The sequence below is a fragment of the Natronobacterium texcoconense genome, assembly GCF_900104065.1.
GTDB lineage: Archaea > Halobacteriota > Halobacteria > Halobacteriales > Natrialbaceae > Natronobacterium > Natronobacterium texcoconense.
Genome location: NZ_FNLC01000001.1, coordinates 1,290,541 through 1,314,188, shown reverse-complemented (window position 1 = coordinate 1,314,188; position 23,648 = coordinate 1,290,541). Strand labels below are relative to the sequence as shown.

At 63.7% G+C, this 23,648-nt stretch carries 27 protein-coding genes and 1 pseudogene; 9 read left to right on the top strand and 19 right to left on the bottom strand.

The window, feature by feature from the left end; all coding sequences use genetic code 11:
- Nucleotides 1-75: 75 nt before the first annotated feature.
- The 4 genes from BLR35_RS06640 to BLR35_RS21095 all read left to right on the top strand — a co-directional run bounded on the left by BLR35_RS06640 (nucleotide 76) and on the right by BLR35_RS21095 (nucleotide 1,651).
- Entirely contained in the window at nucleotides 76-558 is a 483-nt protein-coding gene (locus tag BLR35_RS06640) for a hypothetical protein (protein WP_090379763.1), read from the top strand.
- An 88-nt stretch (nucleotides 559-646) separates the two neighbouring features.
- Nucleotides 647-1,126, top strand: coding sequence for an Lrp/AsnC family transcriptional regulator (locus tag BLR35_RS06635; RefSeq protein WP_090379125.1), 480 nt, complete (start codon nucleotides 647-649; stop codon nucleotides 1,124-1,126).
- A 109-nt stretch (nucleotides 1,127-1,235) separates the two neighbouring features.
- Nucleotides 1,236-1,514, top strand: coding sequence for a HalOD1 output domain-containing protein (locus BLR35_RS06630; protein ID WP_090379122.1), 279 nt, complete (start codon nucleotides 1,236-1,238; stop codon nucleotides 1,512-1,514).
- 5 nt (nucleotides 1,515-1,519) lie between these two features.
- Complete coding sequence (locus BLR35_RS21095; protein WP_280139355.1) at nucleotides 1,520-1,651, top strand: hypothetical protein; 132 nt, start codon at nucleotides 1,520-1,522, stop codon at nucleotides 1,649-1,651.
- A 57-nt stretch (nucleotides 1,652-1,708) separates the two neighbouring features.
- Here BLR35_RS21095 and BLR35_RS06625 read toward each other — a convergent pair whose 3' ends face one another.
- Together BLR35_RS06625 and BLR35_RS06620 are read right to left on the bottom strand one after the other, a co-directional pair.
- Complete coding sequence (locus BLR35_RS06625) at nucleotides 1,709-3,463, bottom strand: YcaO-like family protein (protein ID WP_090379120.1); 1,755 nt, start codon at nucleotides 3,461-3,463, stop codon at nucleotides 1,709-1,711.
- 74 nt (nucleotides 3,464-3,537) lie between these two features.
- Nucleotides 3,538-4,221: a helix-turn-helix domain-containing protein gene (locus BLR35_RS06620; protein ID WP_244510194.1), complete on the bottom strand. Its 684-nt coding sequence runs from the start codon at nucleotides 4,219-4,221 to the stop codon at nucleotides 3,538-3,540.
- 61 nt (nucleotides 4,222-4,282) lie between these two features.
- Here BLR35_RS06620 and BLR35_RS06615 point away from each other — a divergent pair, with 61 nt between their 5' ends.
- On the top strand, nucleotides 4,283-5,167 hold the full coding sequence (locus BLR35_RS06615) for an alpha/beta fold hydrolase (protein WP_090379117.1): 885 nt from the start codon (nucleotides 4,283-4,285) through the stop codon (nucleotides 5,165-5,167).
- Between the two features lie 411 nt (nucleotides 5,168-5,578).
- Here the strand turns inward: BLR35_RS06615 and BLR35_RS06605 are convergent, their stop codons facing one another.
- Nucleotides 5,579-6,727: an SPFH domain-containing protein gene (locus BLR35_RS06605; protein ID WP_090379111.1), complete on the bottom strand. Its 1,149-nt coding sequence runs from the start codon at nucleotides 6,725-6,727 to the stop codon at nucleotides 5,579-5,581.
- A gap of 140 nt (nucleotides 6,728-6,867) precedes the next feature.
- Here BLR35_RS06605 and BLR35_RS06600 point away from each other — a divergent pair, with 140 nt between their 5' ends.
- The gene (locus tag BLR35_RS06600) at nucleotides 6,868-7,722 is read left to right on the top strand and encodes a hypothetical protein (protein ID WP_090379108.1); all 855 of its coding nucleotides are present in this window, start codon (nucleotides 6,868-6,870) and stop codon (nucleotides 7,720-7,722) included.
- Between the two features lie 41 nt (nucleotides 7,723-7,763).
- On the opposite strand, the gene BLR35_RS06595 is transcribed toward BLR35_RS06600, so the two are convergent.
- Nucleotides 7,764-8,216, bottom strand: a complete 453-nt coding sequence (locus BLR35_RS06595) for an RNA-binding protein (RefSeq protein WP_090379105.1) — start codon at nucleotides 8,214-8,216, stop codon at nucleotides 7,764-7,766.
- Between the two features lie 49 nt (nucleotides 8,217-8,265).
- Nucleotides 8,266-8,472, bottom strand: coding sequence for a DUF1918 domain-containing protein (locus BLR35_RS06590; RefSeq protein ID WP_090379102.1), 207 nt, complete (start codon nucleotides 8,470-8,472; stop codon nucleotides 8,266-8,268).
- A 126-nt stretch (nucleotides 8,473-8,598) separates the two neighbouring features.
- Between BLR35_RS06590 and BLR35_RS06585 the strand changes: the two genes are divergently transcribed.
- The gene (locus BLR35_RS06585) at nucleotides 8,599-8,817 is read left to right on the top strand and encodes a hypothetical protein (protein WP_090379099.1); all 219 of its coding nucleotides are present in this window, start codon (nucleotides 8,599-8,601) and stop codon (nucleotides 8,815-8,817) included.
- A gap of 59 nt (nucleotides 8,818-8,876) precedes the next feature.
- Here the strand turns inward: BLR35_RS06585 and BLR35_RS20600 are convergent, their stop codons facing one another.
- From BLR35_RS20600 to BLR35_RS06570, 4 genes are all read right to left on the bottom strand, one after another.
- Entirely contained in the window at nucleotides 8,877-9,044 is a 168-nt protein-coding gene (locus BLR35_RS20600) for a hypothetical protein (protein WP_170830977.1), read from the bottom strand.
- 86 nt (nucleotides 9,045-9,130) lie between these two features.
- Nucleotides 9,131-9,811, bottom strand: a complete 681-nt coding sequence (locus BLR35_RS06580) for a type 1 glutamine amidotransferase domain-containing protein (RefSeq protein ID WP_090379096.1) — start codon at nucleotides 9,809-9,811, stop codon at nucleotides 9,131-9,133.
- Nucleotides 9,812-9,856: 45 nt separating this feature from the next.
- A complete protein-coding gene (locus tag BLR35_RS06575; protein WP_090379094.1) occupies nucleotides 9,857-10,870 on the bottom strand; it encodes a DHH family phosphoesterase in 1,014 nt (337 codons plus the stop codon).
- 193 nt (nucleotides 10,871-11,063) lie between these two features.
- On the bottom strand, nucleotides 11,064-11,279 hold the full coding sequence (locus tag BLR35_RS06570; protein ID WP_090379092.1) for a DUF8015 family protein: 216 nt from the start codon (nucleotides 11,277-11,279) through the stop codon (nucleotides 11,064-11,066).
- Between the two features lie 574 nt (nucleotides 11,280-11,853).
- Here BLR35_RS06570 and BLR35_RS06565 point away from each other — a divergent pair.
- A complete protein-coding gene (locus BLR35_RS06565; RefSeq protein WP_090379757.1) occupies nucleotides 11,854-13,218 on the top strand; it encodes an RNA-guided endonuclease InsQ/TnpB family protein in 1,365 nt (454 codons plus the stop codon).
- Nucleotides 13,219-13,289: 71 nt separating this feature from the next.
- Here BLR35_RS06565 and BLR35_RS06560 read toward each other — a convergent pair.
- Nucleotides 13,290-13,707, bottom strand: a pseudogene (locus BLR35_RS06560) (DUF3054 domain-containing protein).
- A 555-nt stretch (nucleotides 13,708-14,262) separates the two neighbouring features.
- Between BLR35_RS06560 and BLR35_RS06555 the strand changes: the two are divergent.
- Nucleotides 14,263-15,060, top strand: a complete 798-nt coding sequence (locus tag BLR35_RS06555) for a J domain-containing protein (protein WP_090379089.1) — start codon at nucleotides 14,263-14,265, stop codon at nucleotides 15,058-15,060.
- A 9-nt stretch (nucleotides 15,061-15,069) separates the two neighbouring features.
- Here the strand turns inward: BLR35_RS06555 and BLR35_RS06550 are convergent, their stop codons facing one another.
- The 9 genes from BLR35_RS06550 to BLR35_RS06510 all read right to left on the bottom strand — a co-directional run bounded on the left by BLR35_RS06550 (nucleotide 15,070) and on the right by BLR35_RS06510 (nucleotide 23,601).
- Nucleotides 15,070-15,453, bottom strand: coding sequence for a DUF8159 domain-containing protein (locus tag BLR35_RS06550; protein ID WP_090379086.1), 384 nt, complete (start codon nucleotides 15,451-15,453; stop codon nucleotides 15,070-15,072).
- A 40-nt stretch (nucleotides 15,454-15,493) separates the two neighbouring features.
- Nucleotides 15,494-16,138, bottom strand: a complete 645-nt coding sequence (gene tpiA / locus BLR35_RS06545; RefSeq protein WP_090379084.1) for a triose-phosphate isomerase — start codon at nucleotides 16,136-16,138, stop codon at nucleotides 15,494-15,496.
- A gap of 83 nt (nucleotides 16,139-16,221) precedes the next feature.
- On the bottom strand, nucleotides 16,222-16,767 hold the full coding sequence (locus tag BLR35_RS06540; protein WP_090379081.1) for a multiprotein bridging factor aMBF1: 546 nt from the start codon (nucleotides 16,765-16,767) through the stop codon (nucleotides 16,222-16,224).
- A gap of 121 nt (nucleotides 16,768-16,888) precedes the next feature.
- Nucleotides 16,889-17,500 (bottom strand): CDP-alcohol phosphatidyltransferase family protein, encoded by a 612-nt coding sequence (locus BLR35_RS06535; RefSeq protein ID WP_090379078.1) that lies wholly within the window; start codon nucleotides 17,498-17,500, stop codon nucleotides 16,889-16,891.
- Nucleotides 17,497-18,033 carry an adenylate kinase family protein gene (locus BLR35_RS06530; RefSeq protein WP_090379075.1) on the bottom strand — a complete coding sequence of 179 codons (537 nt, stop codon included), beginning with the start codon at nucleotides 18,031-18,033 and terminating at the stop codon, nucleotides 17,497-17,499. Before BLR35_RS06530 ends, BLR35_RS06535 begins: the two co-directional genes overlap by 4 nt.
- Nucleotides 18,030-19,166 carry a histidinol-phosphate transaminase gene (hisC, locus tag BLR35_RS06525; protein ID WP_090379072.1) on the bottom strand — a complete coding sequence of 379 codons (1,137 nt, stop codon included), beginning with the start codon at nucleotides 19,164-19,166 and terminating at the stop codon, nucleotides 18,030-18,032. The genes BLR35_RS06530 and hisC overlap by 4 nt, the downstream gene beginning before the upstream one ends.
- A gap of 86 nt (nucleotides 19,167-19,252) precedes the next feature.
- Nucleotides 19,253-20,740 (bottom strand): sensor histidine kinase, encoded by a 1,488-nt coding sequence (locus tag BLR35_RS06520; RefSeq protein WP_090379069.1) that lies wholly within the window; start codon nucleotides 20,738-20,740, stop codon nucleotides 19,253-19,255.
- A gap of 100 nt (nucleotides 20,741-20,840) precedes the next feature.
- Nucleotides 20,841-22,562 carry an ATP-dependent DNA ligase LigA gene (gene ligA, locus BLR35_RS06515; RefSeq protein WP_090379066.1) on the bottom strand — a complete coding sequence of 574 codons (1,722 nt, stop codon included), beginning with the start codon at nucleotides 22,560-22,562 and terminating at the stop codon, nucleotides 20,841-20,843.
- Nucleotides 22,563-22,641: 79 nt separating this feature from the next.
- Nucleotides 22,642-23,601: a hypothetical protein gene (locus BLR35_RS06510; protein WP_139169246.1), complete on the bottom strand. Its 960-nt coding sequence runs from the start codon at nucleotides 23,599-23,601 to the stop codon at nucleotides 22,642-22,644.
- Nucleotides 23,602-23,648 lie beyond the last annotated feature (47 nt).

Below are 23,648 nucleotides of genomic sequence, written 5' to 3'. Positions count from 1 at the left end.
GGACGCGGAACTGATACACACGGGAGACGGGTTGGAAAGGTAACGCCTACGTTCGTTCGGTTCCGACTGTCGAACGTGAATCGCCGCACGGTACTCCAGTCGGCCGGTGTGGTCGGGATGGCCGGACTCGCGGGCTGTCTCGACGGCATTCAGGAACACTTCGGTCTCCAGGGAGTCGTTCCGATCGAAATCGAGAACCAGGCGGACGAAACCTACAACCTCCTCCTGGAGGCGCACGACCCGGAGACGGGACGCCAGACCTACGACGAGAGTTTCGCGGTCTCCCCGCAGGGTCGGACGATGCCCCAGCATCTCGACCGGGCCGACCAGCGGTTCCGGGTCGTCAGGTTCACCGTCGACAACGAACCGCTGGAGACGAGGGAGGTTTCGATCACTTCCGAGACCGAACTCGTGATTATTCACATCACGGGCGACGACCTCGTCATTGACGTCCGGCGTGGCGACGCTGCTGGCAACGAAACGGTCACTGAGGACGACACTCCCGGTGACGACGCCGCCGGCAACGAAACTGAGAACGACGACGCTGATACGTCGTAATCTGGAGCAGTTCTTACAACGTATACCGACTTGGATCGGTCCAGAATGCCTGCAGGTTCGTTTTCCCGCTGGTAACCGTTTTCCGTTCATGGTCGACGAGACGACCGCCCTGGACGAGGTAGAACGATCGATCCTGTATCATCTCCAGGAGGACGCTCGCAACGTCACGAACGCCGAGATCAGCGAGGCAGTCGGCGTTTCCGCGACGACCGTCGGCCAGCGTATCGCCGATCTCGAGGAGCGCGGCATCGTCGATACCTACCACACGATGGTCGACTACGAGCGAAGCGGCTTTCCACATCGGATCCTCCTGTTCTGTTCGGTCCATCCGGACGATCGCCACGATGCTGCCGACGACGTCATCGACGTCCACGGCGTGATCAGCGTCCGCGAACTCATCACCGGTAACCGCAACCTCCACGTCGAGATCGTCGGCCGCACCCGCGAAGAGATCGTGGACACGATCTCGGCGATCGAACACAACGGTATCGCCGTCGAGGACTCCGAACTGATCAAAAACGAGAGCCGTCGGCCGTTCGACGACTTCGATCCCGACTGCGAAGAGTGAGGGTGGAGTTGATTCCGTTTCACGAATAAGGAAAATAGGTTGCTGACTGGCCAGACACAGGGTAACTATCCACGGATTTTAACCCGGAATAAACGTTAGCAGGGGTGGAATGGCCCCCAATTCTCCACCGGACCCCGAGCGAATCACGTACGCCATCGTCGACGCGGTGGCAAACGCCAAAGACGTCGACCCGCTCGAGCTCGATCCCCTGTACGACGCGATCGATCCAGACGCCTTCACTGCGCTCTGTGCCCCGGAATTTTCGGGGCAGATCGAGTTCCAGTACGTCGATTGCAGGGTGGTTGTCGACGATGCGATCGACGTAACAGTCGACACACCACCACACGAAGGTGACCTCCTCGAGCGGGCCGAAAGCACGAGCCAGTAACGACGATGACCACAGACGTCGAGTGTGACGACTGCGAACGCGTTCTCCCCGCGTTCGAATCGGTCACGCCTTCCCCGATCGAGGCCGACGAATGTCCCGACTGCGGCGGGACGTCGTTTTCCTTCCGGGAAAGGTGACTGTCCACGGACACCCTCGCAGATCTTCCGCGGTCGACGCTCGAGGCGGTCCACCCGCTACGGATACGGATGGAACGCCCGCTCGAGTCGCGGCTCGAACCCGAGGTCTTCGGGCACCGCCCGTGCCCTGTCACCGAAGAACGGCTCCCCAGTAAACAGCGGCTGTGCGCCGGGGACGACCACCCGGACCGCCTCGAAGCCAAGCGTCTCGACGTCTCGAGTCGTCAGCCGCGCCGCGTACGGCGTCAGTCCGGCCGCTTCCGTTCGGTCGACGACCTCCTCGAGCCGTGCTGCCCCCGAGGGAGCCGAGTCGGGGCCGACGCTCGCCGCGGGAACCGTCCGATCGACGTCGACGACCTCCCGAACGCGCTCCGGGAACGCGGCGTACTCGTCGATCGCACCCGAAGCCTCGTCTGCGTCTTCGGGACCGAGGTTTCGTAGCTCCATCCAGTTCTGTAGCGCCTCCTCGAGTGCCGAGATCGCAGCCTCGGTCGGATCGAGCCCGGCTGCGGAGCCGGTCGCGAACGCGGGCCAGGCGTCCTCGTCTTCGTTGACAGGTGCATCTGCCGGGTCGCGGTGGACGGCGACCGCCACCACCGGGACGTCGACGTCCTGCGTGACCAGCAGCGGCGTCACCGACAGCCCCTCGCTTGCGGCGCGTTTCTCGAGCGTCTCGAACCGGTCGTCGTCGACGGTCAGTCCCAGCGGCTCGAACGTCGAGTACCACGCCAGCATCGTCGCGTCGCGTTCGAGAACCTCGGTCAGCCCCGACAGCAGGGCGTCGACCGTCGACGATCCCAGTCCGAGGCCCGTCGTGATCGCGGGCACGAGTCGTTGACCCGGCGGCGGGAACTGGACCGCCGCGGCCGGCAGGTACGCCTCCTCGCCGGTCTCGAGGTTCTCGCCGGGTACCCACCGATGTTCGTCGCTCGGATCGTACTCCGGCGCGTCCTCGGGCCGTACCAGGTCGGTCGGTGAGACTGCGTTCCCGAGGTCCTCCTCGCTCGCGCGGACGAACTCCGAGTCGCGGTAGACGCCGGCACAGTAGCGCTCGAGGCCCTCGCCGACGGCTTTCATCAGCGCCTCGTTCCAGTCGTCGGCGACGCCGGCAGCCTGCGTGGGCGCGCTGGCGTCGCTGTAGACGCTCGTGTCCGCGTTCGTCGCGAGGTAGTACGGTATCGGAAACGACTCGACCTCGCCGATGCTCTCGACGAGACCGACCCTGTCGTCGATCGCCGCCTCGACGTGTTCGACCGCCCGATCGAGCGCGAGCGTCTCGTCGTCGCGCTCGAGTCCTCGATCTCGATCGCCACCGCACGCACAGCCTGGAACGGGGAGGAACCGCCGGCGGCGATGTGGAAGCTCGATGGCCTTCCCGATGATCGAATCTTCGGTTCCCGAGAAGACGCGAACGCACTCTCGGCCCGCGACGGCACCGGCCAGCCGTGCAGCGCTGCGATCCGCCTGTGGCCCGTCCGCCTGCTCGTCGACCTGGGAGGCGACCCGATCGCGGAGACAGTCGAAACAGCCCGCGCCGGCACCCGGCGCGAATCCGGAAACGGCCGCGTCGACTCCGGGGAGCGGATGGCCGCCGACGCCGCCGATTTCGACGGCGATCCATGGCGTCGATCCCGCTCGCGTGGCCTCGTTCGCTCGCTCGAACGTCTCGGCGCCGGCGACGTCGCTGACGACGGCGAACCGTGCGTCCTCGAGTTCCGCCGGCGTTGCGTCCTCGACCGTGACGTCGACGTCTCCGAGCGCAGCGACGAGGGCCGACCTGACCGGATCGTCGCCGACGACGTGGACTTGCATACCCCAACGGTCTCCCGCAGGGGCCAAAAGAGCCGCGTTCGTTCGCTGCGATCGGAACGTTATGCATACTCGATCTACACGCTATCCGAGATTCCTCCGGACGTCGCGGCTGCAGTCATCACTCGTGCCTCCGCTTTCCTGATCAGTTCGCCTGCCGTACTACGGGAACAGTCGAGTTCGGCCGCGACGTCCGCGACAGCACCCGTTCGGGGAACGTCGTAGTAACCGACGGCGACGGCGGCGTCCAGCGCATCCCGCTGTCTCTCCGTCAGCTCTCCTCTCGATTCTCGCCTGGCAAACGGCCGGACGCGCTCGATCTCGCAGCCTACGTACTCGCGAATATCGGCGTAAAACTCGCCGAGAGAACTGGATTCGCCGACCGCCTCGAAGCGGACAGTGCCGCTGTCGTGGAACGTGATCGGCGGGAGAAATACGACACGAGCGCCTGTCACTAGCTCGATGATGGCGGATTCGAGTTCGTACTCGGACTGGTGGACGAACGCGTACGTTCCCCCGTCGCCAGCGATCAGGTCGACGGTCGAAACCGCCTCGATAGGAGCGAGCAGTTCGTCGACGACTGCGGACTCCGCGTCGTACCAGGCGAGCGTCGTTGCGGATCCTCGCGGCCCCCACGCGAGCAACTTCCCGCGGGATACCCCATCGACCTCGGTGATCCGCCGGTGAATCGGGTGTCTGACCGACTCGGGGTACCGTCCACGGAACGTGACGCGCTTCACGCTCGAGCGATCGCTCCCCACATATAAAAAACCGTATCAGTACGGGAAAAGACTCTCTCGAGCGCGACGGAAATCCGAACCCATGACGGAGCCCCGTTCGGTCCCATCGACGCCCGATTCTCGCAGGAAGTCCGGCGAGCAACGAACCGTCCCGTTCGAGGACGGACGGATCGTGTACGCCGAATACGGGAGCCCTGACGGGCGACCGGTACTTCTCTTCCACGGGACGCCCGGATCGCGTCGCGTCGGTCGGCTCTTCGAGAGCCACGCACGAGCCCAGGACGTTCGCCTCCTCGTTCCTGATCGGCCAGGATACGGACGCTCGACGCCTCGATCGGACAGAACACTGGCCGATACCGGCACTTTCGTCGAAGCAGTTCTCGAGAGCGCCGGCGTCTCACGGGCGGACGTCGTTGGCTTCTCGGGTGGCGGGCCCCACGCGCTTGCGCTCGCGGCAACCCACGAACATCTCGTCGGCGAGGTCGACGTCGTCTCTGCCACGCCGCCGCCGACGCTCTCGCCGTCGCGCTCGCAGATGCATCGCGTTCTCGGCACCCTCGCGACGACCGCACCGACCGTTCTACGGGGACTGTTCCGAATTCAGGCGTGGGCCGCTGCCCGTCGCCCGCCGTCGTTCGTCCTCTCGGGGTTTACGACCGCCGAGGAGCAGACTGCGATCTCCGACGAGGCGGCCGAACTTCTCAAACAGGATTTTCTCGAGGCGCTCTCGTCGACCCACGGATTCGTCACGGAGACGGCGCTTTTCGGCCAGGAGTGGGGTTTCTCGCTCGCAGAGATCGACCGTCCGGTCCGTCTCTGGCACGGCGACGCCGACGAGACGGTTCCGGTCGAGGGGGCTCGTGCGATGGCGGACGCGATACCGGACGCACGACTCGAGGTCGACGCCGACGGCGGCCACGTGACGACGCTTCTGCGGCGCTGCGATCGATTGCTCGACCGATCGTAGTCAGTCGGGCAACGGCCGGACGACGCCGTACCACAGCCGGTAGACGATCACGCCGAGGGAGTTGCCCGCGATTGCACTCTGGGCAGCACGATTCGATTCCATCGGGCTGATCCCCTCGAGGACGCCCACGAGCGCCGCCGCACCGAGCCACCGCAGACGGTGATCCGTCTCGAGAATCTTCCGGTCGGCGACCGCACGCGAGAGGACTCCCTGGCAGAATCCGGCCGCGAACCAGGTTCGGGACCGCGCTGTCTCGTCGGTTCGAGCGTATCTGATGGCTGCCAGGAACGCCGCGAGGTTCGCGACGAGATCGACGATCGCACCGGTTCTCCGCGAGGCTATACGGCCAGTACCGGTTCCGCGACCGTAACTCGTCGGGTGAAAATCAGTTCGCGCGAACGGCCCGATCAGTCAGGACTCGTTCCCGTCCGAGCCACCGTCCTGGCGCGTCTCTGCCACGTCGATGGCGTCGCCACCCTCCGCGGGCATGTCTTCGCCCTCCTTGATCGCCTGGGCCTCCTGTTCCATCGCCTCGACGTCCATCTCGGTGTCTTCGATCTCGCCGATGATCTCGGCGATGTCGTCCAGACCGATCAGTTCGCGCGTCTCGTCGTCGAACTCGAGGCTCTCGAGCTGGCCGTCCCCTTCTTCGACGTCGCTGCCCGAGAGGTGTTTACCGTAGCGACCGACCATCGAGGTCAGTTCCTGGGGCATGACGAAGGTCGTGGACTCGCTCTGTCCGATCTCGGTCAGGGCGTCCATCCCCTTGTCGATGACTGCGCGTTCGCCCATCGATTCGGCCGAGCGAGCGCGAAGCACGGTCGAGATGGCGTCACCCTGCGCTTCCAGGATCTGACTCTGCTTCTCACCCTGGGCGCGGATGATGTTCGACTGCTTCGACCCTTCTGCTTTCTCGACGGCACTGCGGCGTTCACCCTGTGCCTCGAGGATCATCGCACGGCGTTTCCGCTCGGCGGAGGTCTGCTGTTCCATCGCGCCCTTGACGTCACGCGACGGCGTCACTTCGCGGACCTCGACGCTCTCGACGCGAATCCCCCACTCGTCGGTGGGTTCGTCGAGTTCCTGGCGGATCCGCTCGTTGATCATCTCCCGGCGGGAGAGGGTGTCGTCGAGTTCCATATCGCCGATCACCGCACGCAGGGTCGTCTGGGCGAGATTCGAGACCGCCCGTTCGTAGTCGTCGACCTCGAGGAACGCTCGTTTGGCGTTCATCACCCGGATGTAGACGACGGCGTCTGCGGTCACGGGGGAGTTGTCACGCGTGATCGCTTCCTGGCTCGGCACGTCGATCGTCTGGGTCCGCATGTCGAACGTGTACACCCGGGAGACGAACGGCGGGATGATGTTCAGCCCGGGCTCGAGGAGTTTGCGGTACTCGCCGAAGACGGTGAGCGCGCCCCTGTCGTAGGCGTCGACGATCTCGACCATCGACCAGACCGTCGCGACGACGAGCACGAGGACGAGTGCGCCGACGAACAGCAACGGATCGCCGACGTCGGCCTGCAGCGGGACGGCACCGAAGAGTGTGTGTTCCACCATCACATACCCTATGACCTCCGGCCGAATAACTCTTGGCCGTGCTGTTGTCCGTTCTGGGTAGTTCGATCTCGAGTCGGTCGAACCCGTCTCACGAACGGGGAGTGCGAAGCGTTATTCACGATTGTCGACATTCTATCAGTATGCAGTCCTCCACACGCAGACGTGTTCTAGCCGCAAGCGTCGCCGGTACTGTCGGTCTCGCTGGCTGCCTCAGCGAAACAGGCGACGACGAAACCACTGACGACTCCGCCAGCAATACTGACGAGACGGAAGCCGAAGCCCCATCCGTCGACTGGGAGTCCGTTCCCGAATTTCGCCGGTGGCTCACCGACGAACCACAGCGAGCGGAGAGCAACCGTCGGTTCGATTACGTCGATACCGTCACCTCCATGTTTATCTCCCCGGCGATCGGGTTCGTCGAGGAGTTCGACGACGACATCACCGGTTCGCTCGTCCACGACGGCCACGAGATCCACCTCGGCGACTTCGACCGGGACGCAGTCGTCGATGCTGCCGCGTCGTTTTCGGGGGAAGCCGGTGGCCCGACGGACGGAATCGAATACGAGCGAACGGAGACCTACGAGGGATATACCCTCTTTACCGATGGGCTAGCGGTCGGCGAGGACGCGATCCTCTGGAACTTGCGTGACGAGACGGCGACCGCCGCGATCGACACGCGACTGGACAGGGACATTCGACTCGAGGCGGCCGAGCCACTGTTTACTGCCGTCTTCGACCGACTTCCCGACGGGATAGAGGTAGTTGGACAGTACGGCCCTCCCGCCGGTGGGGACGTGAGTGCAGACGAGATCCTCCTGTGGGGTGGAACGCGCGAGAGTCTCGAGAGCACGGATATGACCTGGATCTTCGTCGCCGAAGACGAGGCGTCCGTCACCGACGAATTACTCGCCGAACTCGAGACGGTCGCCGTCGATCCCGAACTCGAGGTCGATGGACAGTTCGTACGGATCGACGGCTCGATGGGTCTCGGGTAATCGACTGGAAAACGAGTCGGCGAATTTCCTGCCCGCGAGGGCTACTTCTCGTCTCGCAACCGCTCGAGAACCTCTTCCGCGTTCTCGACGGCTTGCTCTTTCTTCGCGGGGTAGGCCTCGACTTTCCCGCGGAAAGTGATCCCCTGGCCCAGACGAACGTCGCCCTCGAAGGCGGCTTGCTTGTCGAGACGCAGGAATAGTTCGGTGTTTTCGGTGACCCGGTCGTCGAGTTCGTCGATCAGGCGATCGAACCCCTCGAGATCGGCGAGTCGTGAAAGGACGTGACGGACGTCGTCGGCGTTCTCGACGCGAGCCGAGAGGACGAGAATCCGGTCACCGTAGTGGCCCTCGCTCTCGGCGCGCTCGAGTTCGAACGGTTCGTCGTCCTCGCCGTCCGGGAGGAAGGTTCGCAGCGCCTCCTCGACGCGTTTCTCGTCCTCGGTGGCGTAACAGAACGTCCGTAAGTCGACGTAGTGAAGCGGTATCTGTGGCATCTATCTCTCTGGAGCGATAGCGGCTCGATACCGTCGAGCCGGTAACTCGTTACTCTTCGTCGGCTTCGTCAGCGTCGCCGTCGGCCGCCTCGAGTGCGTCCTCGGGGACGCCGGCTTCCTGGCCGTCCTCGAAGCTGACGGTGTAGGTGACGTCGCCGAACATCGATTCCATCGTCTGGGTGATCGTACCGGTTTCTCCGTTGAACTCGCTGTGTTCGTCGTTCAGGACGACCTGATCGTCTTCCTCGAAGCTCATAGTGGTCGTTCCCCGGCAGTCCGTAAAAAGGGACTGATTCACGGGTCACTCGTCGCTGGGGACGTTCTGACGCCATCGGCTGTTCACCGGAACGATTATCGTGGAGAGAATAATTAGAAATAAAATATGTTTGGTGTGCTGACTCTCTTGATTCCACTCCTCGGCGCGTACGCCGTCTACGTCGACGCGACCGCCCGCGAGACCGACAGCCCCATCGGATGGGCGGCCCTCACGCTCATCGTCGGCTACGGGCTTGGGACGGTATTCGTCGGCGCGTTCCTGTCGGTGTACCTCGTCTCACACGTCGTCGAGGAGTGGTGGACGAGTCGACAGACGAACGTCTGATCGGGCGTCGGGCCCGTCCGGACGACTCTCCGTTCGAAGCGGTGCTTGACGGAGCGCGGTCACAGCATGTTCTCGAGTGCGACCACCGTATCGGACATGAGCCACGCGTCTTCGCGTTCGGCCTCCTCGATACTGAGCGCGTAAAACGATTCGCGTCCCTCGTCGACGGTGATGCGATAACTGCGACTCTGTAACGGCTGGGGCGTGTTCGATTCGGCAGGGACCACACGCGCTCTCAGGGAGCGACGCGCATAACTTACTCGGTCCAGAACCTACGCGAGAGAGTGACTCTCTCCCTTTCGTGGCACTCTGGTCAGATCCCAAGCTCTTCGAGCAACCGGTCGGCCGCCGCCGTCGAGGACTCGGGACCGCGGGCGGTCAACAGGTCGCCGTCGACGGTGACACTCGTGTCTGACTCGAGTTCGGCGTCCCAGTTGCCGCCGGCGACTTTCACCTCGTCTTCGACCCAGTAGGGAAGTTTTCGGCCGCTCGGCATGCAGTCGTTCTCGTCGACGATGTCTTCCTCCCACGCGTTCGGGAAGCCGGTGACGTCGCGACCGTTGACGAGAAACGCCCCGTGGCTGTCGCGGGCGAACGCGAGGATGCCGACGGCGTGACAGACGACGAGCGCCTTCCCGTCCTCGCCTTCGACCGTCTCTCGCAGCAGTCGCCGTGCGTCACTGTCCTGGTTGACGTCCCATTCGGTGCCGTGGCCACCCGGGAAGACGACGGCGTCGTAGTCTTCGGCGTGAGCCTGCGCGGTCGGGATGGGGTCGTTCAGTCGCTCGTCGGTCTCGTGGACCTCCCGGACGTGTTCGGCGGTCTCCTCCCCGACCTGCGCCGGATCGATCGACCGCTCGTCGATCTCCGGCGGGTTGCCGGAGGGAGTCGCGACCGTGACGTCGACGCCCGCATCCGACAGCGTCTCGAGCGGTTCGACACATTCCTCTCCCCAGTAACCTTCCTCGCTGACGACGAACAGTGAATCGGCCATATCCGGTATTATGCCGAACGGCCCGAAAACCTCAAGCTTGCGTTTTCATCGCTGGGCGTCTTCGCCATCGAGATTGAGCGCGTCGAAGAACCGCCGCGTGAGTCGACCGTCGACGAACGAGAGGAGTTCCTCGGTGTCGTCCGCTTCGTCCCCGAACAACCCGAGTTCGATTCGGCCGCCGGCCATGTCGTGGTGACCGCCGACGTCACCGAGTTCGTCGAATCCGTCGACGAGAGCGTTGCCGATGTGGACTCGCGGATCGATCGACCGTCCGCTGATCCGGATCGCGTCGTCGACGATCCCGTAGACGAGCACGGTGTCGACTCCCTCGAGGTTGAGCAGGTAGTCGGCAGCCTGCGGGAGTGCGTCCGTCTCCGCCGTCTTGCCTGCACTCGCGACCATCGACGAGCCACGACGCTTTCGGGTGGCGATCGCTCGCCCGATCGCATCCAGCGTTCCCGGCGAGAAGGCGCTGCCGTACAGCTGTTCGAGGATCTCGAGGTCGGCATCGGGATAGAGCGCCAGTGCCGCCTCGTACTCTCGGCGTGTCGGCTCCCGGACGAAGTCGAGGCGCTCGCGGTGCAAGGCAAAGAGTAACGCCGAGGCCAGTCGCGTCGTCGTCTCGACCGCGAGTTCCTCGAGGTACTCGACGAAGATCGTCGCCGTCGCGCCGTACTCCGTCCGGACGTCACCGAACGTGACGTTACCTGGATCGTCGGGGTGGTGGTCGACGACGATGTCGGGGACGACGGATGTTGCTACTTCGGTGTTCGATCCGGAGCGAGTGTGATCGACGAACGCGATACAGTCGTAGTCGTCGAGGGAGACGTCGGCAACGTGCTCGAGCGAGATCGAGAGCATGTTGACGAACGCCCGGTTTTGCTGGTGGGAGATCTCGCCGCCGTAGGCGATGGTGACGTCCTCGAGACCTCGGTCGAGCGCGATCGCCTCGAGTGCCAGCGCACTCGCGAGACAGTCCGGATCGGGGTTGTCGTGACAGACGATAGCGAGCGAATCGGCCGTCTCGAGGACCTCGGCGAGCTCGGCCGCGCGGGACATATCCTAGCATAGGGGTAGGAAACGCTTGAACCCACGGTCGGTTCGCTCTACACTAAAATGGGATCGGTGGAGAACGGGCCGCGATCACACTCCGGTGATCGCGGTCTGCCGTACGGAAGGTGGTTCGGGTATCACTGCATCCGAAATCGAGCGAGAAAACGTCGAATCGGCGGTGACTGGATAGCGACGGCAGTTAGTCCGCGTTCATCGGCGGCCGTGCGGACTGGGCCTCGTCGGAGGCGTCAGCTGGCGTATTGACGAACATCGCGTGGCCGATGATTCCCATGGCGACGAATGCGCCGATCGGCACTGCGGACGTCAACGACAGTCCTACGAGCAGGAGGGCTGCAGTGATCCCGATCAGTGCGACTGGGATGAGGCCGAGAACGATGTCGTAATATCCAGTCATAATCTATCTAATAGTATGAGGAATAAGTATATAAGCGTTTCCCATAACTGGCCAGTACAAGATCAATCTATAATTCGTATTTGCTGCGTCGGATTCTCATAAGTTATGAGTTGCTTATTAGGGACTGATTACGATTACAATTTTCGCAGTTGGCGCTGGTTACTGTCGGGAAAGTTGTGTGAAAACCACTTCTATTTTATTAACCGGGGGATGGGAGACGGCCAATCGAGTTTCGAGAACGACCGGTCGCTCGAAAACCACGATAATTGTTGATGTACACTACTCGAACCCTCGACCTCCTGCATCCGTATTCTGATACGTTCGTGACGTGTGATCAACTCGAGCAATATACTGATGAGTGATCGGTCGATGCGAGACCGAACAGTTCCGGTCCTCGAAACTACGACTGTGATAAAGATTATTAGCGCATACCTGCGTCTTCAGGCGCAGATCGAGCGATAGGCAGTGGTCGTCCAGTATACGAGCATGGCGATACCTGGATTTCCCACGTTTACTTTCAGTCCGCATGGCTGACGTATATCCTTTCGCGGAGCGTAGTGAGGACACAGAACGGATGTCTGCAGTTACGAAGACGCTGGAGTTGCACCTCGCCGAGCCCAACACGCACAAAGAACGCAAGTTGTGTGAGACCCGCAAGGCGTACCAGCAGGCACTGCAGGCAGCCTTCGACGCCGACTGCACCACCAAGTCAGCAACAAACGATGTCGTGGTCGAATACGACCTCTCTGGCTACGCCAAAAACGCGCTCAAACAGTACGTCCCGCAACTCTGTGGTGACAGTTACGATGCCGACGAACTTCACGACGATCACCCGGTGAAGTTCACCAACGACGGTATCCAACTCGATCACAAACCACAGAACACCATCGAGTGGTACGCCAAAATCCCGCATCACGAGGATTACCATCTCTGGATCCCGGCACACGCCAATCCTGATCAGCGGGAGTGGCTGGAAGCGGTGTACGCAGACGACGCCGAGATGGGTGAGAGTCGACTGCTCGAGCGGGACGGGTCGTGGTATCTCCACGTCACCGCTACCCGCAATGTGGAGGATCAATCTGTGGCGTCCGCCGATGAGCGGACGCCGCCAGACGAGTCTGGCGAGCCCTGTCTCGCTGGGCTCGACAGGACGCCGATCGGCGTGGACATCGGAGAAGCGAGCCTCGTCACGGTGTGTCACCGCGACGAGAGCGGTTCTCCGGTTCGCCCCCGACTGTGGGCCGACGACGGCAAAACCGTTCGTCGGCTCCGCAAAACCTACTTCACCGCCAAGAGACGCCTTCAGAAGCGTGGCAGTGAGCGAATCGTAGAGTCCTACGGTGACGCACTGTGGGGCCAGATTGACGATGTGTTCCACCGTGTGACCCGCGAGGTCGTTGAGTACGCCGAGTCCGTTGAGAACCCGGTACTGGTGCTGGAAGACTTGACGTACATCCGCGAGAACATGGACTACGGCGAGTACATGAATCGGCGGTTGCACGGATGGGGATTTGCGAAGCTTCACGCACAGATTCGCTACAAAGCCGCCGAGAAGGGGATTCCCGTCGAGACGGTGAATCCCCGGAAAACGTCGAAGGCGTGCCACGCCTGCGGTGAACACGGCTACCGACCACGACAGGCGACGTTCCGATGCTCGAACGACGGCTGTTGGGTCGGTGAGTATCAAGCCGACGTGAACGGGGCGATAAATATTGCAGACCGCTACCGTAGTGGAGAGAGTCACCGCCGAAGCGACCGGAGTTCCCGGCAGAAGGCCGGTGATGATGACTCGGCTACGGATGGGGCCTCTTTGACCGGGCCACAAGACAGCCAGGCCGTTAACGAATCGCGTAGCGATTCGTTCGCACACCAGAAATCTTCGATTTCTGGGGACGATGCTGAAACCCAGCAGAAGACGCCTGGAACGTATGCGTCTTGAAACCTTAGGGCCGCTTCGCTCGGCCTGAAATCCCGTGGCGGGATTCCTCCGCGTTCACGCGGAGGAGGAGGTCAACGGTAGACTGCGTACCCGATCCGCCAGCCGACCAGAACGACGAGGCCGAGTCCCGTCATGACGACCGTAAACGACCACGGGGCGTCGCCCGCGAATAGCGGCGACCCACGCAGGAGGAACGCGACGTTCGCCGCCCCGAGCCAGGTTACCGTCGCGAGGCGGGCGACACGGGTCGGCGAGGACGCGACGCCACGCGCGTAGAGCCCCGACAGAAAGGGAGACGACGAGCCAGCCAACGACGAACGGAACGACCGTCTCCGCCGACGCGAGCGGCTCGAGGATCGGGTTGATGTCGTGCGATAGCTGTCCGAAGAGGATCAGACCGACCAGAAGCGCGAGGTCGACCGCTCCGAGCGGGAGCGACTCGCGGTCGAAGACGTTCCGGGTGACGTCTGCTCGAGCTGCCGTGTCCATACCGGAACTCGGTGTCGGGAGACTATAGTAGCCACTGAAAGTCAGTGCGCACCCGATCGCACGACGGCTGTGCGGTCGGTGTGCAAACAGTTTCAGTTGTTACTATACGTGTGTTGGTTTCTCGAGCGAGAACTGATACGGACGCTGTAAGTCGGTTCCGGTGGGACTGTCTGTCCGTCGTTCTTGATGGGACTGGCGGACGAATCGCGGTCACGCCGGTAAATCGGTACGGCGTTCCGGATGACAGGGAGGAGGAACCCGACGGACGGTCACCGTCGGGTGGCATTGTCCAACGGAGAGTGTGCGACGTGCGAGGTGGTGTCCTCGCATGCGGTGGGTTCGGTCGTGTGGACTTCGTTATCCAGTGCGTTCGACGTTCCCGGCATGCCCGGCTCAGCAGGAGTTGCAGGTATAGTAGCCACTGCAAGTCAATGCATACCCGATCGCACGACAGCTGTGCGATCAGTGTGTAAATAGTTGCAGTTGTTACTATAGGCGGGCCGTAACCCGGCCGCCGGTGGCAGTATCGGACCGTGAAACCACCACGGAGGACTAATGAAGGACCGCCACCAACCCCGAACTGTGGGTGAGAACGTTCGAGTGACGTGTGATGGCTGTGACCGTACGGTCCCCCGCGCGAAGTTGACGGCGGTATCGATGCCCGACGGAAGTCGCGTCGCCTGTTGCCCGCAGTGTGAGGAGTACGCAAGAGCGGCCGCCGAGCGGCTCTCGGACGACGGATCGACCGGCTCGGTCGACCACCAGCGAACCGCCTGTGACGGCTGTGGACAGCCACTCCCCGAACGCGACCTCGAGGAGATCGTCGTCGCCGACGGAACCGTCCTCGCCTGCTGTCCGGCCTGTGTCACCGAAGCCACGAGCAGGGACGACGTGAAACGACGCTCCCGATCGCGACTCGAGTCAGGATCCGAACCGACGACCGAGAGCACGAACGCGGCGTCTACCCCGACCGACAGCGAGGAGCCCGATGATGGAGCGGACGGTGACGAGAACCAGGACCTCGCAACCGAGGAGTACAGCCGGTGTACGCAGTGTCGCGACCGGGTGTCGGACGAACGATTCCGCGTCACGACCGTCGACGGGCGAACCGAGCGACTCTGTCCCTCCTGTAAAGACGAGGCCGAACGCAACGGGATCGTCGAATCGGTCGCCATGCGCAAGACGAAAGCCCGCGAGGTGCTTGGCGTCTCGAGTGACGCCTCCATGGAGAAGATCCACAGCGCCTACCGAACGCAGGTCAAACGCGCCCATCCCGACCGTAAGAGCGGTAGCCGGTCGGCGTTTCGGCTCGTCACCGAGGCCTACGAACGGCTTCGAGACGCCGAGGACTGATCGGACGACTTATCGTTCCTGTCCCGTCGACACCGTCTCGAGCACCCGCTGTGAAAACTCGACCTCCGAGAGATCCGCCGAAAGCCGGTCGAACCACGCTGCCTCGACGTGCCACCGGCCCCGAACCTCGCCATCGGTCGAGAGCGACGTCGCCTCGAGTCGGCCGGGCGTCCAGTTACGTTCCTCGGCGACGGCGAGCAGCGTCCGCACGACTGCACCGACCTCGTCGCTGGTTACGACGGGCGCTTCGGCGACGGTCTCGTACTCGAGTTCGAGGTCGGTACCGTCGTCGACGCTCGCGTCGTCTCCCTCTGGACTACAGTCGTTCACGTAGATTCCGTGGCTCATGAGTCGATTCTCGAGCGCGACGCTGACGGGCCGCTCGTCGGTCATGCCTACTCGTTGGACGAGCGGTGAGAAAAGTGGTTGGCTGCTACAGTGGGTCGACGAGATCCTCGAGTGCGTCCCGCGGATCGTCAGCCTTCGCGACGCCGCTCGCGAGCAACACGCCTTCGGCCCCGAGGTCGCCGGCAGCGACGACGTCGTCGCCGGTACTGATACCGGCACCACATAGCACCGACACGTCGTCGTCGACGTTCTCCGCGGCTGTGACGGCGTCTTCGACGATGTCGGGGTCGGCCTGGCTGACCGGCGTTCCCGTCCCGATGAGTTCCGGTGGCTCGACGGCGACGGCGTCCGGGCCGAGCGCCGCCGCAGCGCCGATCTGTTCGGGGTTGTTGGCACAGACGACCGTCTCGAGGTCGGCCCGCTGTGCTGCCTGCACTGCACCGTCGATGTCGGCCAGTTTCAGCCGCCGCTCGGAGTGATTGATCAGCGTCCCGACGGCACCCGCGTCTGCGACCGACTCGGCGAGCGTATGGCCGGTGTTGCTGCCGTGGTCGATCGGATCGACGTGCTGTGCCCAGGTCTCGACGCCCGTCTCCGCGACTCGCTCTACGTGGGTCGCCTGCGGAGCGACGGCGAGTCGCGCGTCGGTCGTCTCGTCGACGTCGCGAACGGCTGTCGCGACCTCGAGTGGATCACACGGATACGTCTTCAGGTTGACGAGGACGAACATGGGCATGAGACGGCCCGCGCGAAAGAAATAGCTTGCGAGTCACCGACGGCCACGGCGAGAATAGACGGTGGCTACGTTGCTCGTCAGTCCTTTCGCTTGACGACGTCACCCAGCGTGTAGCTGCCGGACGACGAGCCACCAGACCACTCCGAATCCTCGCTCGAGCCGCTCTGTGCGCTGAGGTTGATCTCGAGGAACCGCTCGAGTTTCGACTGCACGTTGTCGCTTGGAAGCGTGTCACCGCGTTCGATCTTCCGGATGAGGCTGGACTTCTCGTTTAGCTCGTTGGCGAGATCGGACTGGCTAAGTCCTTTCTCTTCGCGAGCCTTGCGGACGAGATCGTCGTAGTCGGTCGCGAGTTCGTCCATGTCGTCGAACATGTCCGAGCGGGGCTGACTGCTCGAGCCGCCCGAGGCACTCGAACTCGTGCTCGTCGACCCGCTGCTGGAGGAGCTCGAACTTGACGACGAACTCGAGGTCGAGTACTTCGTCGAGGAACTGGAGCTCGTTTGTTGTTTGACCTCAGTGCCGAAGTCGGTACAGTTAGAGCACACGTCCAACTTCGCGCCCTCGACTTTGATGGTCTTCGGGGACGACGTCTCGGCGCCACACATCTCGCACTGAACCATGCCCGAAGCTATATCGCGGCGAGTGATAAAGCATGCGGCGCGCTCTCTTGCCGTGGGATTTTTCCTGCGATACGATCGAACGCACCGAAATTCGGCTTCGATAGAACGACCCTCGATTCGCTCAGTCCAGCGCCGACCAGGAGTAGAAGAACCGCTGGAGTGCGGTCAGGTGGCCGACGATTGCGAGAAAGAGCAACAGCCAGCCGACCAGTTCCAGCCCACCGTAGCTGCCGGTGATCGGGTACGCCAGCGCGCCGACGATGCCGATGATCGCTAGCCGATCCGCTCGGCCGACGGCGCCGCCGTACACTCGGTCCAGTCCGACCGCCTGGGCCTGGGTCCCCAGGTACGAGGTCATGACGACGCCGGTGACGGCGAGGAATCCGAGATAGTAGTTGCCGATGCCGGCCGCGAGGCCGCCGATGACGACGATGTCGGCGTACCTGTCGAGGACGTGATCCAGCAGGTCGCCGCCGGCCGAGGCGACGCCCTGTTCGCGGGCGAGCGCGCCGTCGATAATGTCGAGCCAACCGTTGAGGAAGACCAGTATCGCCCCGACGAGATACCAGACCGGGTGGGCGCGACCGCCCAGCAGGAAGGCAGCGCCGGCCAGGACTGCCATCCCGAACGCGATGACGCTTACCCCGTTGGGCGTCAGTCCGATCCGGTCGAAGCCGGCGACGAACGGGTCCAGAAACCGTGAGACGTAGGGACGAAGCTGATCGAGCGTCATGCGAGATACCCCATAAAGTCGACCTCGCCGGCACTCGGCTCACGATCCCCGGTGACGACGGCCTCGAGTGCGTCCGCGACGCCCTCGGGTTCACGGTCGGTCGTATCGATCTCGTAGACCGACTCGAGGCCGTGTTCCTCGACGGCCTCCGAGAGGACGACGTCGAGTGCCTCGCTCTCGGCGTTCTCGCGGGCCTTCGCCTCGGTCTCGCCGCGCTCGAGTAGCCGCTGCTCGAGTTGCTCGGGTGCACAGCGCAGGACGGCCACGCGGTCGGCGTCGAAGTGGTGTGCGAGGTGAGACTCGACGACGACGTCGTCGCGGCCAGCGAGCCACGCCGACAGCGCATCGAGGTCGGCGACCTTGCTCTCGCGGTCGGCGTCGACCTCGGTGTACAGTTCCTCGTCCTCGAGGACGCGATTGAGGTGGATCACTTCGAGGTCGGGTAGCGAGTCGTCTTCCGCGAGTCGGTCCTCGAGGAGCCCGGTCGCAGTGGTCTTCCCGGTGCCGGGCGTGCCGGTGACGGCGACCCTCACGCGTCGGGCACCTCCGTGTCGTTGCGGTCGGGATCGACGTCGAGGTCCGCGAGCACCTCGTTTACCGTCTCGACCGCCCGCTCGGTCTCGTCTTCCGTGCCGCAGGTGATGCGGATACAGCCCGGCAGCCCGAAACTCGTACAGTCGCGGACGATGACGCCCCGTTCCTGCGCTTCCTCGGCGACGCGTTCGGCGTCGCCGACGTCGACGAGGACGAAGTTACCCTCGCTCTCCCAGACGTGGGTCTCGAGGTTGTCGCGCATGTACTCGCGTGACTCGCGGGCGGTCTCGACCGTCCGCTGGACGTGTTCGTCGTCGTCGATCGCGGCCAGTCCAGCACGGCAGGCCAGTTCGCTCGCGGCGAACGGCGTGTTCACGCGGGCGTAGGCATCGGCCCACTCGTCGGGAACGACGGCGTAGCCGAGTCGGACACCGGCCAGTCCGTACGCCTTCGAGAAGGTTCGGAGGACGGCGACGTCGTCGCGAGCGTCGAACCCGTCCCGGCCCTCGATCAGTGCGACCGCACTCTCGCGGTCGGCGAACTCGCCGTAGGCCTCGTCGACGACGACGAGCGTCTCCTCGTCCGTCCGTTCGGCGATCTCGGCGATCTCCTCGAGCGGGATCGTCGACCCCGAGGGGTTGTGCGGGCTGGTGAGGTAGACGACGCGGTCGCCGTCGTAGCCCTCGAGTACCGTCTCGGCGGACTGCTCGAAGTCGTCGTCCTTCTCGAGGGCGTACTCGCGGACCTCGCCGTGGTGGAAGCGCGCGCTCATCCCGTAGTAGGCGAAGCCGGGTGAGGGAACGAGCGTGCTGTCGCCAGGCTCTAGGACGGCCCGCGAGAGGTAGTCGATCGCGCCGTCGCCGCCGTTTGCCAGCCACACCTGCTCGTCGGTGACGTCCCACCGCTCGGCGATGGCGGCAGTGAGGTCTGCGTGGGCGGCTTTCGGGTAGGAACTGGCGCTCGAGGCTGTTTCGCGAATTGCGACGGCGGCCGCGGGCGAGGGGCCGTGGGGGTTCTCGTTCGAGGCGAGTTTGACGAACTCGGACGGCTCCCGGCCGAGTTCCCGGGCCACCTCCTCGATCCCCCGACCCGCCTCGTACGCGACGTGATCGGAGAGGTCTCTCGGTTGCATACGCGAATTCTGTTTCCGATGGCTCTTAAGGATGCTCACCTGTCTCGAGGTGCTCGGGGGACCACCAGTAAAAGCGACGAACGATCCTACGCGGCTGTCGGGAGCGTGAAGTAGAACGTCGTCCCCTCGCCCGGTTCGGAGTCGACCCAGATGTCCCCGTCGTGGTGGTCGACGATCTTTCGACACAGTGCAAGACCGATGCCGGTTCCCTCGTAGTCGTCGGTCGAGTGGAGGCGGTTGAACACCTCGAAGATCTGGTCGGTGTAGTCCGATTCGATCCCGATCCCGTCGTCGGCTACCGCGAACACGCAGCGACTCCCCTGTTTCTCGGCAGTTACCTCGATACGGGGCGGCCCGTCGCCGCTGTACTTGATCGCGTTCGCGACCAGATTGGAGAACAGTTGCTGAAGGTGAGATTCGTCGCCACGGACAGCCGGTAGATCACTGACGGCTACCGTGGCGTCGGTTTCCTCGATTCGAACCTGGAGATCGGTCAGGACGTCTTCGAGTACGCGCTCGGACGAGACGGACTCGAGCGTCGAGTCGGCCATGTCGATCCGCGAGTACTCGAGCAATCCTTGGACCATCTCGCGCATCCGGTCGGAGCCGTCGACGGCGAAGTCGATGAACTCCTGGGCTTCTTCGTCTAGGTCGTCGCCGTAGCGGGACTCGAGCAACTGGAGATAGCTCGAGATCATTCGCAACGGCTCCTGGAGGTCGTGGGAGGCGACGTACGCGAAGCGTCTGAGTCGCTCGTTCGATTCCTCGAGTTCCTCGACCGTCTCGCTGAGTTCGGCCCGTGCCTGGGAACGATCCGCCAGCGTGTTCAGCATCTGCTCGACGTCCCTGGTGGGTTCACCGGGTTCGAGGAATTTCTCCGGCGGGGTGTAGTAGAAGTTGTGACAGACCGTGTTCTCGTAGACCAGATGTGGGTGGGTCCGGACGACGTCGACGAGTGTCTCCGCCGGAATCTGCTCGCAGTCGTAGTGACAGAGGGCGATGCAGTCTTCGCCTTCGAAAAGGTCGTTCACCCGGCTCTCGTAGGCCATGAACTCCTCGATCGTCACGTGCTCGTCGAGAATGAAGTTCGTACTCGCAGTGACTCGAAGCCCCGGATACGCCGTTTTCGCCTCCTCGATCGCGTCGCCGTACACCTCGAGCATGTCGTCGGCATCGAACCGACCCGACCGGAGGTAGGTCTCCTCGAGCGAGTGAAAGGTTAGCTGGCCCGACTCGAGTGCCGCGTCGACGTCGGCGGTTCCGCCACGGATCTCGTCGAGGATCTCCGATTCGGAGAACTCGTCGATGACGTACATGATTCGGTCTCCTTTCTCGATGCCCTGTCGAACGAAGGGCGTAACCGTCCCGAACCGTTCCTCGCGATTCCTGTAGAACAGGGCGATGTGCTCGCAGGTCTCGAGATCCTCGAGGCCGTCGAGCGGTTCGACCGTGCCGTGAAACTCCGGACTCGATCGAAGCGCCTCGAGTCCGCTCTCGACGGTCAGCGAGTCGAAATCGATCGTGTCCGCCGTCACCGACTCCGCCCGAGGACCGTAATCTGCCTCCTGACTCATCGTCGAGTGGAGGAGAGGGACTCGTAAGTAACCTTCGTCGAATTTCGTGTGGAATTTTGGTAACTCACGGTGACGGACTGGTTTCCGTCGCGGCGACGCCCTACGACTGCAACCGTTCGACCCGCTCGAGTGTGTCCGCGTCCACCGTCTCTTTGTCGTCCCGAACGGCGACGAACCGCGGGAACCGCAACGCGTAGCCCGACGAGTACGTCGGTGAGGACTGAATCTCCTCGTAGCCGACCTCGAAGACGACCGCGGGCTCTATCTCGACTTCCTGTCCTTCTTCCGCGGCGATATGGGGCTCGAGTAGCTCCGTCAGTTCGGCCAGTTTCTCGTCGGTGATCCCGGTCGCGACCTTGCCGACAGTCTCTAGCTCACCCGTCGACTCGTTCCGGACCGAGAGTTCGAAAGTGCCGAGGAAGGTCGCCCGCCGACCCTCACCCCACTCCGCACCCGTTACCACGCAGTCTAACGTCTCGACGTCGGGCTTGCGCTTGCGCCAGTTCTTCCCGCGTCGCCCCGGCGAGTACGTCGACTCGGGGTTCTTGAGCATGATCCCCTCGTGGCCCGACTCGAGCGCCTCGGCGTCGATCGACTCGATCTCGTCGGGGTCGTCGGTCAGCCACAGCAGGGAGAGACCGTCGACGTCTTCCGGCCGATCCTCGCCGTCCGTGAGGACGCCCTCGAGACGCTCGTGTCTGGTCGTCAGTGGCTCCTCGAGCAGGTCCTCACCGTCGGCGTGCAGACAGTCGAAGAAGACCGGGCGAACGGCGACGTCCTCGCGAGCCTTCTCGACGTCGTGTTTCCGGCGGAATCGCTTGAGCACCTCCTGGAACGGCAGCGGCTCGCCGGCGTCGTCGACCGCGACGACCTCCCCGTCCAGGATGGCGGGCCCCTCGAGCGTCTCCTCGGCGTACTCGACGACCTCCGGGAGCGCGTCGGTGACGTCCTCCATGTTTCTCGAGAAGACGCGGATTTCACCGCCGGAGCTGTTATCCGCGGGATCGTGGTGCAGTTGTATTCTGGCCCCGTCGTACTTCCACTCGACGGCGACCTCTTCCCACTCCTCGAGTGCGTCGGTCACGGTGCCGGCCTGGGCTAACATCGCCTGAACGGGACGGCCGACCTCGAGGTCCATCGCGTCCAGCCCCTCGAGTCCCTTCTCGCGGGCGACCTGTGCGACCTCGCCGTAGTCGTTCGAGACCTGTAGCGCCCGTTCGACGCGTTCCTCGGGGACGTCGAAGGCCGCAGCGATGGCGTCTCGAACCGTGCCTTCGCCGACGCCGATACGCATCTCCGAGAGGACGAGGCGGGCGAGGTACCGTGCCTCGTCGCTCGAGCACTGATTGAAGAGGCCGAACAGAATGTCGATCTTCCGGTCCTCGCTCCCCTCTCCTTCGGTGGCCGCGAGGTCGACGAGGTCGTCGTATACCTCGCGGACTGTGAGGTCGTCGCTCCCGTTGCCGGCGCCGAACGCGTCCAGCCCTTGCTGTCCTCCGAACTCGTAGCTCGCGGCGACCTCGCCGATCTCACCCACATCGGCGAGCCGGTCCTCGACGTCGTCGGAGTCGACGTTCTGCCCGGCCGCGCGTGCGATCGCCGCGTAGCAGGCGCTCGGACCGATATCGAGCGTCGTCGAGTCCCAGGCAGGAAAGACACGTCCCTGGACGAATCGGGCGACGATTTCGATGGTCCGGGGCTCACTGGACTCCTCGCTGCCTCCGGCGTCCTCGAGGAGGTCCCGCACGTGTTCGATGATCTCCAGATCGGCAGGCTCGGCTTCGATCGCGGCGGCTCGGTCGGCGAACGTGGCGAACTCCATCGGTGTCGCCTACCGCCGGTAGCAGTAAAACGATTCTGTGATCCGGCCAGGCAGCGACCGAGCACCGACACTGGTCGGTTCAAACGGCCCATCCCGAAAGCGAGAGCCGATACCACTCGTCCTCGTACCGGACGTAGTCGATCCGATCCGGCGACTCGTCCTGTGCCTCGAGATCGGACAGGATCGTCCGCAGTTCCTCGACTGCTTCCCGACGGGCTTCCATCGCTTCTTCGTCCCCCTCCTCGTCCTCGTATCCGGACTCGCAGACGTTCACACGACCGTCCTCCTCCCTGGCTTCCGCGAGCAACGCCCGAGCGTCATCGCTGAGTTCGGGTAACTCGGCACCGCGGCGGTCGAGAACGTAGTCGGCGAACGCCTCGACGTCGTCGGCGACGCGTTCGCGGCCGTATCGAAGCTGTTTCGCGGTCGTCGTTCCCTCACCTAGCCGCTCGAGTTCGACGTAACTCCCCTCGATCTCGAGGTACGGCTCGTCGACGCCGGCCGCGAGAACCGACGCGTCCTGGTCGTCGGCCTCGAGGTAGCCGGCGACGGTCGAAATCGAGAACCCCATCGTCTCTACCCGTTCGGCGTTGTAGTCGACTGCTTCGTCGACCCGCCGTCGGTCGTGCGTCGGGAGGACGGCGTACGACAGCGCGTCGACTCCCGCGAGTTCCTCGTCGTCCATCTCGCGGTTGCGGGAGAGTTCGTACTCGGGTCCGGCCACCTGCCCCTCCGCGACCGTTTTCGTCGTGATTTCGTAGAACGCGCCGTTCCAGTGGACGTACCCGAGCCAGCCCAGCGGGGACCGGTGGGTGACTTCGATCGTCGGCTCCTCGCCTGCGAGCGCTCGCGTGGCGAGATCCGCCATCACCGCCGGCGTCTCCTCGAAGTCGTTCGTCGCTTCCCGGTCGGCGATGGTGGCCGCGTCGACGGGTTCGAACCGGACGTCGGTACCGCCGGTACAGCTGCCGCCGAGACAGCCCGCGAGCGCGCCGGCTGAAAGCACCGCCAGCGATGAAATGACGCTGCGTCGATACATACACGCTGGTTTCCTGTGAGACAGCAAATGTTTTCTGTAGCTCGTCC